The organism is Defluviimonas salinarum (genome assembly GCF_026013545.1).
In the GTDB taxonomy this organism is placed as follows: Bacteria; Pseudomonadota; Alphaproteobacteria; order Rhodobacterales; family Rhodobacteraceae; genus Albidovulum; species Albidovulum salinarum.
Window position 1 is genome coordinate 206,076 of the sequence record NZ_JAPDOG010000003.1, and the last position, 17,757, is coordinate 223,832.

The window sequence follows — 17,757 nt, forward strand, 5'->3', positions numbered from 1 at the left end:
CCACCGGTTCAAGAACCGGCCGGCGCGGGCAGCGCCCCGGGTATTACCCCCCGCGGAGCGCCCGCCGCATGATCTTGCCGGTCGCCGTCATCGGCAGATCCTCGCGCCGCTCGACGTAGCGGGGGGCGACATGCGGGCTCACGCGCTCCCGCACCCTCGCAATCAGCGCCTCGGGAAGCCCGTCCCAGACCGCCCCCTTGCGCAGCACGACGTAGGCCTTCACCACCTCGCCCCGGACCGGGTCCGGCACGCCCACGCAGGCCGCCATCACCACATCGGGATGCCCGGTCAGGCAGTTCTCGATCTCCGACGGCCCGATCCGGTAGCCGGCCGACGAGATGATGTCGTCGTCGCGCGCCACGAAGGCGAAATAGCCCTCGCCGTCGCGGGTCCCGAGGTCGCCGGTCCTGAGCCAGTCGCCCGCGTACTTCGCCGCCGTCGCCTCGGGTTTGCCGAGATATTCGAGGAACATCACCGGATGGCCGCGCCTGACTGCGATCTCGCCGGTCTCGCCATCCGGCACCGTCCGCCCCTCGCCGTCGATCACCGCGACCTCCGCGCCGGGCACCGCGCGGCCCATCGCGCCCGGCTTCGTCGGAAACACGCCTTCCGCCGAGCAGACAACGAGGTTGCACTCGGTCTGGCCATAGATCTCGTTGATCGGCGCCCCCAGCGCCGAACGGCCCCAGTCGAGCATATCGGCGCCAAGGCTCTCGCCGCCCGACGACACCGCCCGCACGCCAAGCCCCTCCGGCACGGACGCGCCCCGCATCAGCTTCAGCGCCGTCGGCGGCAGGAAGAGGTTCGTCACGGCATGGTCGCGCATGATCGCGAAGGCTTCGTCGGGGTCGAACCTGCGCATTCGCCGGCAGACGAGCGGCACGCCGTAGTAAAGACAGGGCATCGCCATATCCATGAGCCCGCCGATCCAGGCCCAGTCCGCCGGTGTCCAGCCGACCGCGCCCGGCCGGGGGAAAAAGCCCTGGCTCAACTCGACATTCGGCAGATGGCCGAGCAAGAAGCGATGGGCATGCACGACGCCCTTCGGCGCGCCGGTCGTGCCCGAGGTGTAGATCAGCACCGCCGGATCCTCCGCCGCGACAGGCACCGGCATCAGCCGCTCCGATCCCGCCGTGATCTCGGCCCAGAGATCCCGCTCCGCCGAGGGCTCGATGCAATAGACCTCGCGCAGGTCGGGAAGTGCCGCGCGAATGGGGTCGAGCCGGTCGAGACTGGTCCGGTCCGTCACCACGATCCGCGCCCGCGCATCGGCAAGCCGGTACTGCAGCGCATCCGGCCCGAAGAGCGTGAACAGCGGCAGCACCACCGCCCCGAGCTTCAGCGCCGCGAAATGCGCGACCAGCACCGCCGGCCCCTGCGGAAGAAGCACCGCCACCCGCTCGCCGCGCTTCAGGCCGCGCGCGGCGAAGGCATTGGCGAGCCGGTCCGAGGCCCGCTTCAGCTCGCCATAGGTCCAGCGCCGAACCGCGCTGGCCTCGCCCAGCTCGATCAGCGCAAGCCGCTCCGGCTCCGCCCGCGCCCAGCTGTCGCAACAGGCCTCGGCAATCGAAAACCGCTCCGGCACCCGCCAGCGAAACCCCTGCCTCAGCGCCTGCCAGTCCCGGCCTTCGCCGAGCATCCTGCGGTCCATCCCGGCCCTGTCCCATCCTCGCTCTTGCACGCCCCGAGAGGAGGCGCTTCGCCCTGCCCTGTCAAGTCGCGCTTGTACCCCCTCCTGCCCGGCAGTAAGTTCGACCAATGACCCCGCTCATAGACCCCTTCGCCCGTCCGATCTCCTACCTGCGTGTCTCGGTGACGGACCGCTGCGACTTCCGCTGCACCTATTGCATGGCCGAGCACATGCAGTTCCTGCCGAAGAAGGACCTCCTGACGCTGGAGGAACTCGACCGGCTCTGCACCACCTTCATCCACCTCGGGGTGGAGAAGCTGCGCATCACCGGCGGCGAGCCTTTGGTGCGGCGCGACATCATGACCTTCTTCAAGTCGATCTCCCGGCATCTGGAGACCGGCGCCCTGAAGGAGCTGACGCTGACCACGAACGGCTCACAGCTCGCCCGCTTCGCCGCCGATCTCGCCGCGCTCGGGATGCGCCGCGTCAATGTCTCGCTCGACACGCTCGATCCGGCGAAGTTCCAGGAAATCACCCGCTGGGGCCGCCTGCCGCAGGTCATGGACGGCATCCGCGCCGCGACCGCCGCCGGGCTCCGGGTCAAGATCAACACCGTGGCGCTCAAGGGCTTCAACGAGGACGAGCTGTTCCCGCTTCTCGACTGGTGCGCGAACGAGGGCCACGACCTCACCTTCATCGAGGTGATGCCGATGGGCGAGATGGGCGAGGAGATGCGGCTCGACCAGTACTGGCCGCTGAAGGACCTGCGCATCCGTCTCGCCGAACGCTTCACGCTCACCGAGCTTGCCGAGCGCACCGGCGGTCCCGCCCGCTACGTGCGGATCGAGGAGACGGGCCAGAAGATCGGCTTCATCACGCCGCTCACCCATAATTTCTGCGAAAGCTGCAACCGCGTCCGCGTGACCTGTACGGGCGAGCTCTTCATGTGCCTCGGGCAGGAGGACAATGCCGACCTCCGCGCGCCCTTGCGCGCGAGTTCCGACGACGCACCGCTCGAAACCGCGATCCGCGCGGCGATCGCTCGCAAGCCCAAGGGCCATGACTTCGACTATTCGCGCCAGAAGGTGAAGGGCCAGGTCTCGCGCCACATGAGCCATACCGGCGGCTGATCGGGTCAGGCAGGCGCCAGGAACCGCGGCCGGAACAAGCGTTGTACGACCGCGCCAAGGCCGGTCAGCGTCAGCGCCAGCACGAAGAGCCAGCCGAGGATCGGAACGAGTGCAATGATCCCGGCCGCGAGCGCGCCGACGCCCCCGCAAATTGCCCGCTCGCCGACGCTTTGCGGCTCGGGGCGGCCCACCGCCTGAACGAGCGCCACGCCGAAGGCGTAGACCGCGAGGATGTAGCCCACGAAGCCGCCCGCCAGCGCGACGAGAACCACCGCGGGAACCAGCAGGGCGCCGATCAGCGTCATCGCGAAGAGTACCGCCGAGCCGATCACCGCCGACTGCGCGAGAAAGCCGATCCAGAGGTTCCGCAGCGGCCGCTCAAGAATGCTGCGCCGCATCGCGGCCAGTGTCCGCGGCATCACTGCCGCGACCAGCGCGGCCAGCGCTGCGACTATGATGACGCCAGTCAGGAACCGCCCCACCGCGCGCGTCCAGCTCCAGCCTGTCAGGGGCCGGGCCGCCGCCTCCCATTCCGCGAGGTCACGGCGCTCGATCCGGTCCTCGGACGCGACACTCGTGGGGATCGTCAGCGTGCCCGGCGCTTCCTCGAAGAGGGTGAGCTTCCCGTCGATCCGGGCGCCGTCCGCGAATTCAACCGTGCGCGCGGTGAGGTTGACGTCTCCCTTGATTGCCGCGCCGATCCGCACATCGTCACCGGCGATCAAAGCGTAGCCCGCCACCGGCCCCCCGACCGCCAGCTTGGCGCCGGAGAGCCTCAGGTCGCCGCCGACGGCACCGACCCGGACGTCGTAGCCGGCCAGCGTCGCATCGCCCGCCACCGGCCCCTCCAGCACCACGTCCATCCCGGCCAGGTAGGCATCGCCGCCGACCGCGCCCGTCATCGTCACCCTTCGCCCGGCCAGATGCGCCGAACCTGAGATATCGGCCTCGCCGCGCACGGTTTCGCCGGCCATGAAGAGATCGTCGGTGCCGGCCGCATCCAGGACCACGGTGGCCCCCGCCCGGAAGCTGTCGCCTCCGAAGTCGAAGGTCTGCGCCTTCTCCTCCGCGCTTCCCGGCGCGGCGGTCAGTACAAGCACGGTCATGGCGCGGATGAAGTTTCGCATGACATCCTCCCGGCAAATCCGCCGCCCAGCATAGCCGCAGATCCGCCCGCGGCCCTGCGCAGGATCAATGCGACTTGCCGCCCTCGGTCCCGCTGCGGCCGGGAGTCCCGGTCATCCGCTCCGCTCGCGCCGCCAGGCCTCGGGTGTCACGCCCTCGGCCTCGCGGAAGACGCGGATCAGGTGCGAGACGTCGCAGAACCCGGTCTCGGCGGCGATCTCGGTAACCGATTTCTCGCCCCGCTCGAGCAGCGCCCGCACCTGCGCGAGCCGGATCCGCCGCCCCGCCTCGGCCGGCGTCAGCCCGAGCGCCGCACCGAAATGGCGTTCGAGCTTGCGGCGGCTCACGCCGAGCTGATCGGCGAGCCGCGAGACCGGCAGCGGCGTCTCGGGCATCTGCTGCATCCAAAGAAGCGCCCGCTTCACCAAGGGATCGGAGGCGTTCAGCTCCATCGGCAGGCCGGGCTGCGGCCGTTCGGCGGCAAGCGCCTCGTCCACGATCATGATCGACAGGCTCTTGCGCGCCGCCGCCCGGCCGATGTGGCGGTCGACGAGGAACGCGGCGAGATGCGCGGTCGCGGAGCCGCCGGAACAGGTCAGCCGGTCACGGTCGACGACGAAGATCTGGTCGGTGACCGGAATGAGCCCCTCGAACTCCTCGAGGAAGTCGTCGCGGTGGAACCAGTTCACGCAGCACCGGTAGCCCTGCATCAGCCCTGCCCGGTGCAGCACGAACGCCCCGGTGCAAAGCCCGATCAGCGGCACCTTCGCCGCCGCCGCGCGCTGCAGGTAGGCGATCACGTCGGGATGAAGCCGCTGCGCCTCGCCGATCAGCCCGCCGACGACGGCGATATAGTCGAACCGCGCCGGATCGCCGAGCTTCTCGTCAGGCTGCACCGCGAGCCCGCAGCTGCTGTCCACCGGCTCCAGCGTCGGCGCGATCACCCGCCAGCTGCACAGAATCGGCCGCGAGCGGTCGCCCTCATCGGCCGCGAGACGCAGCACGTCGATGAAATTCGCAAGCGCCGCGAGCGTGAAGCGGCGGGCCGGGATGATGCCCACGCGCAACCTTGGCGACAGATGAGGGGCGGCAGAAACCATCACAGGAAGCCTTTCACGAGGACGCGACGCAAAGATGATGTCTCATTGCCGCATTTATCCAACGAAAACGCGACGAAATCGACAACAAACCATCCACTTTGCGACACTGGCCCGGTCCCGGGCACATTCCTGCCGAGGAGGTCCGCCATGTCCCACCAGTCTCCGATCCGCGCGCTCCACAGGGTTCCGGCCGCCGCGCCCGCGCCGACCCCGGCGAAGTCCAGCTTCGTCTTCCTCTTGCTCGACGGCTTCACCCACATCGCCCTCGCCTCCGCGATCGAGCCGCTGCGGCTGGCGCGCGAGATCCTCGGCCGCGACTCCTATTCCTGGCGGCTGGTGTCGCTTACCGGGGCGCCTGCCACCTGTTCGAACGGAATGACGGTCCTCGTCGAAAGCGGCTTCGCGCCCCTGGCCCGCGGCGAGACGCTGATCGTCGTCGGCGGCCCAGAGACGCGGCGCCAGAACGACGCGCGGCTCAGCGCGCAGCTCCGCCGCGAGGCGGCGCATGGCGTCAAGATCGGTTCGCTCTGCATGGGCGTCTACGCGCTGGCCCGCTCGGGGCTTCTCGACGGCGAGGAATGCGCGGTTCACTGGGACGCGATCGAGGGCTTCGGCGAGGAATTCCCCGAGATCCGGATCAGCCGCAACGCCTTCGTGCTCGGTCGCCGGCCCACGGCACCGGGCGGCGCGGTTGCGGCCGACATGATGATGCACCTTATCGCCGAGACGCACGGCACCGATGTCGCGACCCGGATCGCCGACCAGATGGTCTGCAACGGCGTGCGCAGCCCAAAGTCGCAGCAGAAGGTCTCGATCCAGTCGCGCTACGGGATGCGCAACCCGCGTCTCGTGAAGGTGCTGAACTGCATGGAGCAGAACCTCGAGACGCCGCTCACCGCGCAGGAGATCGCCGATATCGCGGCGATGTCGGTGCGCCAGACCGAACGGCTCTTCGCGCGCTACCTCAACACCACGCCGATGAACTTCTACATGCAGATGCGGCTTGAGAAGGCGCATTCGTTGCTCTTGCAGACCGAGCTTTCGGTCACCGAGATCGCGGTCGCCTGCGGCTACAAGTCGACCTCGCATTTCACCAAGAACTTCCGCGCCGCCTATGACGTGACGCCAAAGAAGATGCGCGCCGTCAGCGCCTGATCCGGGCACCCGACGTTCCCACCGCCCCGCTCCTCCGCTATCCTTCGCCCCGACCCCGACCCTGCATGGCCGGGCAGGAGGAACCGGGATGCCCGATCTGAGCCGCTTTCACGACGCCCAGGGTGAAGCCTACGAAACGGCGCTGGCCGAGCTGCGCGCGGGCGCCAAGCTAAGCCACTGGATGTGGTTCATCTTCCCCCAGCTCAGGGGCCTCGGCCGCTCGCCCACCGCGCAGTATTTCGGCATCGAGGATCTGGCCGAGGCACGCGCCTATCTCGCCGACCCGGAGCTCTTAGCCCGCCTCACGGCCTGCGCCGAGGCGCTCCTTTTGCACGACGACCGCCCTGCCGAGGCGATCCTCGGCCCGATCGACGCGCTGAAACTGCGGTCCTCCGCCACGCTCTTTCGTGAAGCCGCGACGGGGAAGACGGCGCTCCTGATGCAAAGCCTTCTCGACCGCTTCCACGGCGGCCATCCCTGCAGGCGAACGCTTGAGGCGCTGGCGGAACAGTAGGACGCGATTGCCGCTTACGCGGGATCGGCGTCCCGCCGGTAGGTCTCAACGAAGCGGCGCAGGATGATCTCCGGCATGTGCACGTCGCTTTGCCGGCACATCTCGATCAGCCGGTCGGCATCCTCGGGAGGAAAATAGCCCTTGTTGCGGTAAATCCGGATGCGCAGCTCGAACCCGTCGCTGTCGGCCTCGGGGTGGAACTGGGTGGCATAGACGTTCCGCCCGTAACGGATCATCTGGAACGGGCACGGATCGGAGGCCAGCAGGTGAACGGCGCCCTCGGGCAGTTCCTGAAGTGCCTCCTTGTGGCCGACGAAGGCGAGGAACAGCTCCGGCAGCCCCGCGATCAGCGGATCGGCCGCCCCCTCGGGCGTGACCCGGCAGAGCGTGGCCCCGACCGGCTCGCCATAGCGCGCCTTGCTCACCCGGCCGCCGAGGTGGTGGCCGAGCACGCCGATCCCGTAGCAGCAGCCGAGGAACGGAACATCGCGAGCCGTGATCTCGGGCATGATGCCGAGGACCGCCGCCTCGATCCGCGCCTCGACCGGGGATTTCTCCTCCGGCGCGTCGCTGACGCAGCCGGGGCCGCCGCCGACGATGACGCCGGAATAGTCGGACAGATCAAGCCCCTCCGGCAGCGGCTCGAGATCGAGCCGGATCCGGTGCGTCTCCTCCGCGCCAAGCCCGCCCTTGCGCAGGAACGCAGCGAACTCGTCGTCGGCGGCCTCGGTCTCGGGGCGGAGCTGCAGGACGAGGAACGGTTTCGCCGTCATGCCGCCGGCATCCGCTCCTCGATGATGCCCGCCCACCAGGAGCATCCGGCGGGGATCGCCTCGTCGTTGAAGTTGTATTCCGGGTGGTGGACCATCGCGGTATCGCCGTTGCCGACGAGGATATAGGCGCCCGGCCGCTCCTCGAGCATGAAGGCGAAATCCTCGCCGCCCATGATCAGCGGGGCCTTTCCGCAGCTGCCCGAGATCTTCGAGGCCACCTGCGCGGCGAAGCCGGTCTGCTCCTCGGAATTCACCATCACGGGATAGCCGCGCATGTAGTTCACATGCGCCTTGGCGCCATAGGCATCCGCCGTGGCCTCGGCGATCTTGACGAGCCGGGTCTCGGCGAGCTTGCGCACCGCCTTGTCGAGCGTCCGCACGGTCCCCTTCAGCGTCACCTTCTGTGGAATCACGTTGAAGGCCTTGGATTCGGTTTCGAAGCTCGTGACCGAGACGACGACCTGGCTGACCGGATCGACGTTGCGGCTGGCGATGGTCTGGAAGGCGATGACGATCTGGCTCGCCACCACGGTCGTGTCGATCGTCTGATGCGGCTTTGCGGCATGGCCGCCCTTCCCTTCGACGACAATCTCGAACTGGTCGGTCGCGGCGAAGAAAGCGCCGGGGCGGATCGCGAAGGAGCCGACGGGCTGGCCCGGCCAGTTGTGCATCCCGTAGACCTCCTGGATGCGGAACCGCTCCATCATCCCGTCCTCGCACATCTCGCGGCCGCCGCCGCCGCCCTCCTCGGCGGGCTGGAAGATCACGATGGCAGTGCCGTCGAAGTTGCGGGTCTCGGCGAGGTACTTCGCCGCGCCGAGCAACATCGCGCTATGGCCGTCATGGCCGCAGGCATGCATCCTGCCCTTGGTCCTGGAGGCATAGGGCAGCCCCGTCGCCTCGATGATCGGCAGCGCGTCCATGTCGGCGCGAAGCCCGATCACTTTGCCCTTGGTGTCGGTCCGGCCCTTGATCACGCCGACGACGCCGGTGCGGCCGATTCCCTCGACCACCTCGTCACAGCCGAACCCCTTCAGAAGCTCGGCGACCCGTGCGGCGGTGCGGTGGGTGTCGAACAGAAGCTCGGGATGTTCGTGGAAATCGCGCCTCCAGCCGGTGATTTCCGGCAGGAGTTCGGCGAAGCGGTTCTTGACGGGCATGGATGGGCTCCCTCGGGTTCTTCTTGGCGCCTTGCGCTTTGGCCGGCGCGGATCGCGGGCGATCCTCTGCCAAATCGCCGCGCCCCGCAAGGTCTGGGGGGTGTCATCACCTGTCCAGGAAACCGTACCAGGCGTAGGCCGGCGTTAGGAGCGCACGGCGGAACCGGCCGAGCGGAAACCGCGCGGGCGGCCTTGCCATCACCGCGGGCGCGGCACCCCTCCCGGTCGCAAGCCGCGCGAGCAGATGTCCCGCATAGGTTCCCATCGCCACGCCGTTACCGTGATAGGCGAAACCAGCCCAGGCATTTGGCCAATCGCCGATGGGACCTGCATAGGGGGTCAGATACCAGCTCAGGCAGACGAAGCCCGACCAGTAATGCGGCGTCTCGATACCGGCCCAGGCGGGGAACATCGCCTCGAAATCGGCCCGGATCTTGCGGTGCATCGCGTCCTGAGCCACGGCATCGGCACGGATGCCGCCGCGCATCCCGAACAGGAAACGCCGGTTCGGCATCAACCGGAAATAGTGCAGGAGCCGGCGCGTGTCATAGGCCATGAGATCGCTCGACCAGCCCTGCCCGGCAATCTCCTCCGGTGTCAGGGGGCGTGACACCAGCACCGCCGACTGCGTCGGCAGGTAGCGCCCGGCCATCCAGCCCGGCAGATCGTCGCTTGAATAGCCGTTGGTGGCGACGATCAGCTTCTTGGCCTCCAGGACGCCATCGGGCGTGTGAAGCCGATAGCCATCGCCCAAGGGCTCGATCCGTATGACGGGCGAATTCTCATAGAGCCGTGCCCCCGCCTCGCGCGCGGCGTGGGCAAGGCCCAGCACATATTTCAGCGGGTTGAGCGCGAAGCCGAGCGGCAAGCGCAGCGCGCCGTGAAACCCCGGCCCCGAGAGCCCCTCGCCCGCCAGCTCGCCGGGGCCGATGAGCTCGGTCCGAACCCCGTAAGCCCGCTCCAGCTCTGGCGCCTCGGCCCGGAGCGCGGCAAGATCGCGCGGCCGATGCGCGAGCACGACCTCCCCGCCCTTCGAATGAACGTCGGCCGCGATCCCGTGCCGGTCGATGAGATCGCCGACGAGCGCCACCGCCTCCTTCTGCGCGCCATGCCATTCGGCAAGCCCCGCGTCACCGAAGCGGCGGCGGAGCGTCGCCTCGCTGGCCTTGGTACCGCCGATACAGGCGAACCCGCCATTGCGCCCCGAAGCCCCCCAGCCGATCGCCTCGGCTTCGAGGACCGCGACATCGGCGCCCGCGTCGCGAGCGAGGTGCAGGGCCGCCGACAACCCGGTATAGCCGCCGCCGATGACCGCGATCTCGGCCCGTTCGGCACCGACGAGCGCCGGACCTGGACCCGGCCGCTCGACTGTCGTGCCCCAGTAGCAACCCGCAACCGGGCCGCCGCCGTAGCCGTGATCCTCGTAAATGCGCCGCATCGCCAAGGCGCCGTTCAGGTCCGCACCGCCGCCAGTTCTTCGGCACGCTGTCGGGCGATCGACCGCTTGGAGATCAGCGAGGCGCTGATCACTCCGACCGTCACGATCGAGATCAGGATCGTCGAGAGCGCGTTAATCTGCGGATTCACCCCAAGCCGCACCGAGGAGAAGATCTTCATCGGCAGCGTCGTCGCCGAGGGCCCCGCCACGAACTGCGAGATGACAAGGTCGTCGAGCGAGAGCGTGAAGGCGAGAAGCCAGCCCGAGACCACCGCCGGCGCGATGATCGGCAGGGTGACCGACTTGAACGCGTCGAACGGCGTGCAGCCGAGATCGAGCGCCGCCTCCTCCAGCGACCGGTCGAAGGTCGCGAGGCGAGAGGAGACCACGACCGAAACGAAGCACATCGTGAAGGTGATGTGCGCGAGGATGATGGTGAAGACCCCGCGGTCGAGCCCGATGGTGATGAAGAGCAGAAGCATGGCGAGACCGGTGATCACCTCCGGCATGACGAGCGGCGCGTAGATCATGCCGGAAAACATCGTGCGCCCGGGAAAGCGCCCGGCCCGGACGATCACGTAAGCCGCCATCGTGCCGAGGACGGTCGCCACCGTCGAGGAGATGACGGCGACCTTCAGCGTCACCCAGGCCGCGTTCAGGAAGGCCTGATCGCGAAAGAGCTCACCATACCACTTGGTGGAAAACCCGGCCCAGACCGTGACCAGCTTCGACTCGTTGAACGAGAAGGTCACGAGGATGATCATCGGCAGGTAGAGGAACGCGAAGCCGAGCGTGATCGAGGTCGCGTTGAACCAGGAAAAACGGCGGTTCATTGGTCAGCCTCCCTCTGCTTCTGCTCGTTGCGCTGAAAGAGCACGATCGGGATGATCAGGATGAGGAGCAGCACGACGGCCACGGCCGAGGCGACCGGCCAGTCGCGGTTGTTGAAGAACTCCTCGAACAGCACCTTGCCGATCATCAGGGTCGAGGATCCGCCAAGGAGCGAGGGAATGACGAACTCGCCGAGCGCCGGGATGAAGACGAGGAAGCTGCCGGCGATGACGCCGGGGCGCGACAGCGGGAAAGTCACGAGCCAGAAGGCCTGGATCCGCGAGCAGCCGAGATCCTCGGCCGCCTCGATCAGTGATCCGTCGAGCTTTTCCAGCGCCGAGTAGATCGGCAGCACCATGAACGGCAGATAGGTGTAGACGATGCCGATGTAGACGGCCGTATTGGTGTTGAGGATCTGGATGGAGCTGTCGGTCAGCCCGGTCCACATCAGGAGCTGGTTGAGGAAGCCCTCGTTCGACAGGATCGACATCCAGGAATAGACGCGGATCAGGAACGAGGTCCAGAACGGCAGGATCACCAGCATCATCAGCGTCGGACGCCATTCGTCGGGTGCTTGCGCCATCCCGTAGGCGATCGGATAGCCAACGAGCAGCGTAAGGAAGGTCGAGATGATCGCGATCTTCAGGCTCGAGAGATACGCGGTGTAGTAAAGCGCGTCCTCGGCGAGGAAGGTGAAGTTCTCGAAATCGAGCGCGCTCAGGAAGGACTTGAATCCATCCCAGCCCGCCGAAAGATCGAGCACCGGCGTATAGGGCGGAATCGAGATCGCATAGTCCGACAGCGCGATCTTCAGAACGATCGCGAACGGAATGAGGAAGAAGACCAGAAGCCACGCATAGGGTGCGAGGATCAGGAACAGCCGGCGGATATTCATGACGCCCCCCTCAGCTCAGCAGCACGACGCCGGCGGTGTCGGTGAAGGACAGCCACACCCGGTCGTCCCAGCTGATGTCGCGGCGCGAGATGCGGCGGTCGTTGGCGACCTGCGCCTTGATCATCCGCCCGCCCGCAACCTCGACCTTGTAGGTCGAGATATTGCCGAGATAGGCGATGTCGTGGACGGCCCCCTCGATCGCGTTGGCGCGGCCCTCGGGTTTCTCGGTGGTGATCGCCACCTTCTCGGGCCGGATCGCGAAATGCACCCGTGCCCCCTTGGCGACCTGCCCCGCCGGGGTGGCCGCGATCTCCGGCTGACCCTCGGCCCAGGCGATGGCAACCATGCCCTCGCCCTTCGGCGCGGCAGTGCCCTCGATGATGTTCACGTCGCCGATGAAGTCCGCGACATAGACCGAGTTCGGGGTCTCGTAGATTCGGTCGGGCGTGTCGACCTGGATCATCCTTCCGTGGTCCATGACCGCGACGCGGCTGGCGACCGTCATCGCCTCCTCCTGGTCGTGGGTCACGATCACGAAGGTAGTTCCGGTTTTCTCCTGGATGTCCATCAGCTCGAACTGGGTGTCCTGACGCAGCTTCTTGTCGAGCGCGCCGAGGGGCTCATCCAGCAGCAGGAGCTTCGGCGCCTTGGCCAGCGACCGCGCAAGCGCCACGCGCTGGCGCTGACCGCCCGAGATCTGATGCGGCTTGCGCTTGGCGAACTTTTCCAGCCGGACGAGGCGCAGCATCTCCTCGACCCGGGCGCCGATCTTGTCGGCGGGCATGTCCGACCGTTTCAGCCCGAAGGCAATGTTGTCCCAGACCGACAGATGCGGAAACAGCGCGTAGCTCTGGAACATCATATTCGTCGCGCGCCGGTTCGGCGGGATCGGGGCGATGTCCTGACCGTCGAGCAGGATCGTACCCGTCGTCGGCTTCTCGAAGCCCGCAAGCATCCGCATCAGCGTGGTCTTGCCGCAACCCGACGGCCCGAGGAGCGCGAAGAATTCGCGCCGGTAGATGTCCAATGTCAGATCGTCAATTGCGATGAATTCGCCGAATTTCTTCGTCACGTTCTGGAACCGGATCAACGGCTTCTCGTTCGGATCGTTCCAGGGGGCGAAGACCGGGCGGTTGGCGGACTGCTGATCCATTATGTCCTCGTGTGATATGCGAAGCCCCGCGCCGGAAGGGCGCGGGGCAGGATTGGGAGGTGCGCTCAGGTACCCGACTTGACCTTGGTCCAGAGCCGCGTCACGTCGCGGTTGACCTTCGGATCCCAGGTCGTCGTGGTGTAGAGGTTGTTCATCGTCTCCTCGTCCGGATAGATCGCCGGATCGCCGATCACCTCCGGATCAAGGAACTCCTGCGACGCCTTGTTGCCGTTCGGATAGTAGACATAGTTCGAAGCGGCGGCCGCGTTGTTCGCATCGAGGATGAAGTCGATGAACTTGTGGGCGGCGTCCGGGTTCGGCGCGTCGACCGGGATCGCCAGCTGGTCGAACCACATCAGCGCGCCTTCCTTCGGGATGTGATACTCGATCTCGACCCCGTTATCGGCCTCGATGGCGCGGGCCTGTGCCTGGAAGACGTCGCCCGACCAGCCGAAGGCCACGCAGATGTCGCCGTTGGCGAGCGCGTTGATGTATTCGGACGAGTGGAACTTCTGCACGAAGGGCGCGATCGCCGTCAACACCGGCTCGGCCTTGGAGATCGTCTCGAAATCCTGCGCATCCGGGTCTTCGCCGATATACTTCAGCGCCGCCGGGATGATCTCGACCGGCGCGTCGAGCATGTGGATGCCGCAGGACGCGAGCTTTTCCGCGTTCGCGGGATCGAAGACCAGCGCCAGCGAGTTGACCGGCGCATCCTCGCCGAGCACCTCCTTGACCTTCTGGACGTTGATACCGATCCCGGTCGATCCCCACATGTAGTTGATCGAGTACTCGTTGCCCGGGTCGTACTTCTCGGTCCGCTCGGCGATCGCGTCCCAGACGTTGCCGATGTTCGAGAGCTTCGACTTGTCGAGCTTCTGGAACGCGCCGGCCTGGATCTGACGCGACAGGAACGTGCCCGAGGGGACCACGACATCGTAGCCCGAACCACCCGCGAGCAGCTTGGTCTCGAGGATCTCGTTCGAATCGAACACGTCGTAGATCAGGTCGATCCCGGTTTCTTCCTTGAACTTCGCCAGGAGCGCTTCGTCGATATAATCCGACCAGTTGTAGACATGGACCTCCTCGGCCCCCGCCGCGCCGGCCACCGCGATCGCGGCCGCCATCGTCATCCCCGTAAGCTTCATAGTACCTCCTAAGGTCTGTTGGAGTGGACAGCCCAAGGGCCATCCGCAGGGTCTTCGCCTCTTGTTGCGCCATTTTGATCAAATTTTTCGACTCAAATCAACATGGCATTTCCGCAAAGCGCAATCTATTATGGCAGAAACAAAATATCGCACAGCCCCTGTCGAGAAACCCGAATGAAAAACATGATCAACGCCAGCGAATCGCCCAGAAAGGTGCCCTCGCACGAGATCACCTACTGCCGACTCCGCGACATGATTCTCTTCGGTCAGCTCGCGCCTGGCCAGCCGGTGACGATCCAGGGTCTGACCGCGACGCTCGAGGCCGGCATGACCCCCGTGCGCGAGGCGATCCGCAAGCTCACCGCCGAAGGTGCGCTCGAACTTCAGGGCAACCGCCGCGTGTCGGTGCCCCAGCTCACCGTCTCGCAACTCGACGAGATCGCCTTTGCCCGCCTGACGATCGAACCGAAGCTGGCACAGATGGCGACCAACCATCTGCGGGCAAATGATATCGCCGCACTGGCGCGGATCGACGGCGAGATCGACCAGGCCATCGCCGGAGGCGATGTCCAGCGCTACCTGCGCGGCAACTTCAACTTTCACTTCACGCTCTATGAACGCGCGGAAGCACCGATTCTGCTGTCGATCGCCCAGATGCTCTGGCTGCGTTTCGGCCCCTCGCTCCGGGTGGTCTGCGGCCGATACGGCACTGCCAACCTGCCCGACCGCCACGGCGAGGCGCTGGATGCGATGCGCTCGGGAGATGCCGCCCAGCTCGCCGCGGCGCTCGAGGGTGACATCGCCCAGGGAATCGAGCAGGTACGGCTTTCGCTCCCCCCTTCCGGAATTTGATCAAATTCTATTGACATCGCCGGTTTTGATCATATCCTGTGCGTGACTGACAGACTGGCCGACGCCCGCCCGACGCGGCGCCGACCGCACTGCGACACCCGCCCTACAGGCCCGAACACGACAGGTTCCGCGATGACCAAGATCACCAATCACATGCCCACGAAAGAACTCCAGGCGCTTGACGCGGCGCATCACATGCACCCCTTCACCGAGGATGCCGCGCTCGCAAAGAAAGGCGCGCGCATCATCACCCGCGGCAAGGGCGTCTATCTCACCGACAGTGAGGGGAATGAGATCCTCGACGGCATGGCCGGCCTCTGGTGCGTGAACCTCGGCTATGGCCGCAAGGACATCGCCGAGGTGGCGGCGCGGCAGATGGAAGAGCTGTGCTATTACAACACCTTCTTCCAGACCAGCCACGTTCCCGCCATCGCGCTCGCGGCGAAGATCGCGGAACTGGCGCCGGGCGACCTGAACCACGTGTTCTACGCCGGATCTGGCTCGGAGGCGAATGACACCAACATCCGCCTCGTCCGCCGCTACTGGGACGTGAAGGGCAAGCCCGAGAAGAACATCATCATCGCCCGCAAGAACGGCTACCACGGCTCGACCATGGGCGGCGGCTCGCTCGGCGGGATGGCCGGCATCCACGCCCAGGGCGGTTTGCCGATTCCGAACATCGTCCATATCGGCCAGCCGCATTGGTACGCCGAGGGCGGCGACATGACGCCCGAGGAATTCGGTCTGGTGCGCGCCCGCGAGCTTGAGGACAAGATTAACGAGTTGGGCGCCGACCGCGTCGCCGCCTTCATCGGCGAGCCGGTCCAGGGTGCGGGCGGCGTGATCATCCCGCCCTCGACCTACTGGCCCGAGATCCAGCGCATCTGCGACAAGTACGGCATTCTCCTGATCGCCGACGAGGTCATCACCGGCTTCGGCCGCACCGGCAACTGGTTCGGCTCCGAGACCATGGGCATCAAGCCGCATATCATGACCATCGCCAAGGGCCTGTCGTCGGGCTACGCGCCGATCGGCGGCTCGATCATCTGCGACGAGGTCTACCACACGGTCGCGAACTCGGGCGACGACTTCAACCACGGTTACACCTATTGCGGCCATCCCGTCGCCGCGGCCGTCGCGCTGCGCAACCTCGAGATCCTGGAAGAGGAAAACATCCTCGACCATGTCCGCAACGTGGCCCATCCCTACCTCGCCGAACGCTGGAACGCCCTGGCCGACCATCCGCTGGTGGGCGAGGCGCGGCTCATCGGCCTCATGGGCTCGATCGCGCTGACGCCGGACAAGGCGAACCGCGCCGCCTTCGCCTCCGAGGCCGGCACCGTCGGCTACCGCTGCCGCGAGCGCTGCTTCGCCAACAACCTCGTGATGCGCCATGTCGGCGACCGCATGATCATTTCGCCGCCCCTCGTCATCACCCCGGCGGAGATCGACGTCTTCATCGCCCGCGCAACGAAGTCGCTCGACGAGACCTATGCTGGGATCAAGGCGGACGGCCTGCTGAAGGCGGCCTGAGCGGGGCCGCATGGACATCCTTTACGCCAATGACAGGGCCGGGGAATATCCCCGGTCCTGGTACGCCGACAGCGCCGAGGCTCCGGGCCCCTACGCGCAAGCCACGGGCGATCTGACCTGCGACGTCTGCGTCGTCGGCGCGGGGTTCACCGGTCTCTCGGCGGCGCTTCACCTCGCCGGGCGCGGCTTCGACGTGATCCTGCTCGACGCGCATCGCGTCGGCTGGGGCGCGTCGGGCCGCAACGGTGGCCAGGTAGGGACCGGCCAGCGGCTCGACCAGGAGGCGCTGGAGAAGCTGGTCGGGCTCGACCACGCCCGGGCGCTCTGGCACCTCGCGCAGGAAAGCGTCGCGCTGACGAAGGCCCTGGCGGCCGAGCACGCGCCGGATGCCGGCTTCGCGCCGGGGATCATCCACGCCTGCCACCGCGCCCGCTATGTCCCCCATGCCCGCGACTACGCCGAGAAGATGGCGCGCGACTACGGCTACGACCTGATCCGCCCGCTCGACCGCGAGGAGATGCGCCACATGGTCGGCTCGCCCGCCTATCACGGCGGCGACATCGACATGGGCGGCGGCCACCTGCATCCCCTGCGCTACGCCTTCGGCCTCGCCCGGGCGGCGCAGGCGAAAGGCGTGCGGATCTTCGAACGCTCCAAGGTCACGGCGATCACTGAGACCGCGCCCGCCACGGTTGCGACGGAGAAGGCGAAGATCATTGCGGGCCATGTCGTCCTTGCCTGCAACGGCTATCTCGGCGACCTAAACAGGCGCGTCGCCACCCGCGTCATGCCGATCAACAATTTCATCGTCGCGACCGAGCCTATGATGCCCGAGAGCCAGGAAAGCCTGATCCGGGGCAACCACGCCGTCGCCGACACCAAGTTCGTGATCAACTACTTCCGCTTCTCGGACGACCACCGCCTCCTGTTTGGCGGCGCAGAGAGCTACGGTTACCGCTTCCCCGATATCGCGGCGCTGGTGCGCAAGCCTATGCTGGAGATCTATCCCCAGCTCAAGGATGCGAAGATCACCCATGCCTGGGGCGGCACGCTCGGCATCACGATGAACCGGATGCCGCATTTCGAACGGCTCGCCGGGAACGTCCTTTCCGCCTCGGGCTATTCGGGGCATGGCGTCGCGCTCGCGACGCTCGGCGGCAAGCTCGCGGCCGAGGCGATCGCCGGCCAGGCCGAACGGTTCGACCTGATGGCCTCGGTCCCGACCCGCGCGTTCCCGGGCGGGATCGCGCTGCGCTGGCCGCTCCTGGTGCTGGCGATGCTGTGGTTCTCGCTCCGCGACCGGCTCTGAGGCGGCGAGGC

General features: G+C 66.9%; 16 protein-coding genes. 6 read left to right on the forward strand and 10 right to left on the reverse strand.

The window, feature by feature from the left end:
• Positions 1 to 43: 43 nt before the first annotated feature.
• The gene (locus OM960_RS05045) at positions 44 to 1,651 is read right to left on the reverse strand and encodes an AMP-binding protein (RefSeq protein WP_264771244.1); all 1,608 of its coding nucleotides are present in this window, start codon (positions 1,649 to 1,651) and stop codon (positions 44 to 46) included.
• 107 nt (positions 1,652 to 1,758) lie between these two features.
• Between OM960_RS05045 and moaA the strand changes: the two genes are divergently transcribed.
• Positions 1,759 to 2,760: a GTP 3',8-cyclase MoaA gene (moaA, locus tag OM960_RS05050; RefSeq protein ID WP_264771245.1), complete on the forward strand. Its 1,002-nt coding sequence runs from the start codon at positions 1,759 to 1,761 to the stop codon at positions 2,758 to 2,760.
• 5 nt (positions 2,761 to 2,765) lie between these two features.
• On the opposite strand, the gene OM960_RS05055 is transcribed toward moaA, so the two are convergent.
• Together OM960_RS05055 and OM960_RS05060 are read right to left on the reverse strand one after the other, a co-directional pair.
• Complete coding sequence (locus OM960_RS05055; RefSeq protein ID WP_263333422.1) at positions 2,766 to 3,887, reverse strand: DUF8173 domain-containing protein; 1,122 nt, start codon at positions 3,885 to 3,887, stop codon at positions 2,766 to 2,768.
• Positions 3,888 to 3,998: 111 nt separating this feature from the next.
• Complete coding sequence (locus tag OM960_RS05060; protein ID WP_263333424.1) at positions 3,999 to 4,985, reverse strand: GlxA family transcriptional regulator; 987 nt, start codon at positions 4,983 to 4,985, stop codon at positions 3,999 to 4,001.
• 147 nt (positions 4,986 to 5,132) lie between these two features.
• On the opposite strand from OM960_RS05060, the gene OM960_RS05065 reads away from it, so the two are divergent.
• Together OM960_RS05065 and OM960_RS05070 are read left to right on the forward strand one after the other, a co-directional pair.
• Complete coding sequence (locus OM960_RS05065; RefSeq protein ID WP_264771246.1) at positions 5,133 to 6,140, forward strand: GlxA family transcriptional regulator; 1,008 nt, start codon at positions 5,133 to 5,135, stop codon at positions 6,138 to 6,140.
• Positions 6,141 to 6,228: 88 nt separating this feature from the next.
• Complete coding sequence (locus tag OM960_RS05070) at positions 6,229 to 6,654, forward strand: DUF1810 domain-containing protein (protein WP_264771247.1); 426 nt, start codon at positions 6,229 to 6,231, stop codon at positions 6,652 to 6,654.
• A gap of 14 nt (positions 6,655 to 6,668) precedes the next feature.
• Here OM960_RS05070 and OM960_RS05075 read toward each other — a convergent pair whose 3' ends face one another.
• From OM960_RS05075 to OM960_RS05105, 7 genes are all read right to left on the reverse strand, one after another.
• The gene (locus tag OM960_RS05075; RefSeq protein ID WP_264771248.1) at positions 6,669 to 7,427 is read right to left on the reverse strand and encodes a glutamine amidotransferase; all 759 of its coding nucleotides are present in this window, start codon (positions 7,425 to 7,427) and stop codon (positions 6,669 to 6,671) included.
• A complete protein-coding gene (locus tag OM960_RS05080) occupies positions 7,424 to 8,587 on the reverse strand; it encodes a M20 aminoacylase family protein (protein WP_264771249.1) in 1,164 nt (387 codons plus the stop codon). The genes OM960_RS05075 and OM960_RS05080 overlap by 4 nt, the downstream gene beginning before the upstream one ends.
• A 106-nt stretch (positions 8,588 to 8,693) precedes the next feature.
• Entirely contained in the window at positions 8,694 to 10,025 is a 1,332-nt protein-coding gene (locus OM960_RS05085; RefSeq protein ID WP_264771250.1) for an NAD(P)/FAD-dependent oxidoreductase, read from the reverse strand.
• Positions 10,026 to 10,039: 14 nt separating this feature from the next.
• Positions 10,040 to 10,858, reverse strand: coding sequence for an ABC transporter permease subunit (locus OM960_RS05090; protein ID WP_263333435.1), 819 nt, complete (start codon positions 10,856 to 10,858; stop codon positions 10,040 to 10,042).
• On the reverse strand, positions 10,855 to 11,745 hold the full coding sequence (locus tag OM960_RS05095) for an ABC transporter permease subunit (RefSeq protein WP_264771317.1): 891 nt from the start codon (positions 11,743 to 11,745) through the stop codon (positions 10,855 to 10,857). Before OM960_RS05095 ends, OM960_RS05090 begins: the two co-directional genes overlap by 4 nt.
• Before the next feature lie 16 nt (positions 11,746 to 11,761).
• Complete coding sequence (locus tag OM960_RS05100) at positions 11,762 to 12,904, reverse strand: ABC transporter ATP-binding protein (RefSeq protein ID WP_264771251.1); 1,143 nt, start codon at positions 12,902 to 12,904, stop codon at positions 11,762 to 11,764.
• Positions 12,905 to 12,969: 65 nt separating this feature from the next.
• A complete protein-coding gene (locus OM960_RS05105) occupies positions 12,970 to 14,052 on the reverse strand; it encodes a polyamine ABC transporter substrate-binding protein (protein ID WP_264771252.1) in 1,083 nt (360 codons plus the stop codon).
• Between the two features lie 174 nt (positions 14,053 to 14,226).
• Between OM960_RS05105 and OM960_RS05110 the strand changes: the two genes are divergently transcribed.
• From OM960_RS05110 to OM960_RS05120, 3 genes are all read left to right on the forward strand, one after another.
• Complete coding sequence (locus tag OM960_RS05110) at positions 14,227 to 14,904, forward strand: GntR family transcriptional regulator (protein WP_263333440.1); 678 nt, start codon at positions 14,227 to 14,229, stop codon at positions 14,902 to 14,904.
• A 132-nt stretch (positions 14,905 to 15,036) separates the two neighbouring features.
• On the forward strand, positions 15,037 to 16,437 hold the full coding sequence (locus OM960_RS05115; protein ID WP_263333442.1) for an aspartate aminotransferase family protein: 1,401 nt from the start codon (positions 15,037 to 15,039) through the stop codon (positions 16,435 to 16,437).
• Between the two features lie 10 nt (positions 16,438 to 16,447).
• Positions 16,448 to 17,746, forward strand: a complete 1,299-nt coding sequence (locus tag OM960_RS05120; RefSeq protein ID WP_264771253.1) for an NAD(P)/FAD-dependent oxidoreductase — start codon at positions 16,448 to 16,450, stop codon at positions 17,744 to 17,746.
• The last annotated feature ends 11 nt before the right edge of the window (positions 17,747 to 17,757 follow it).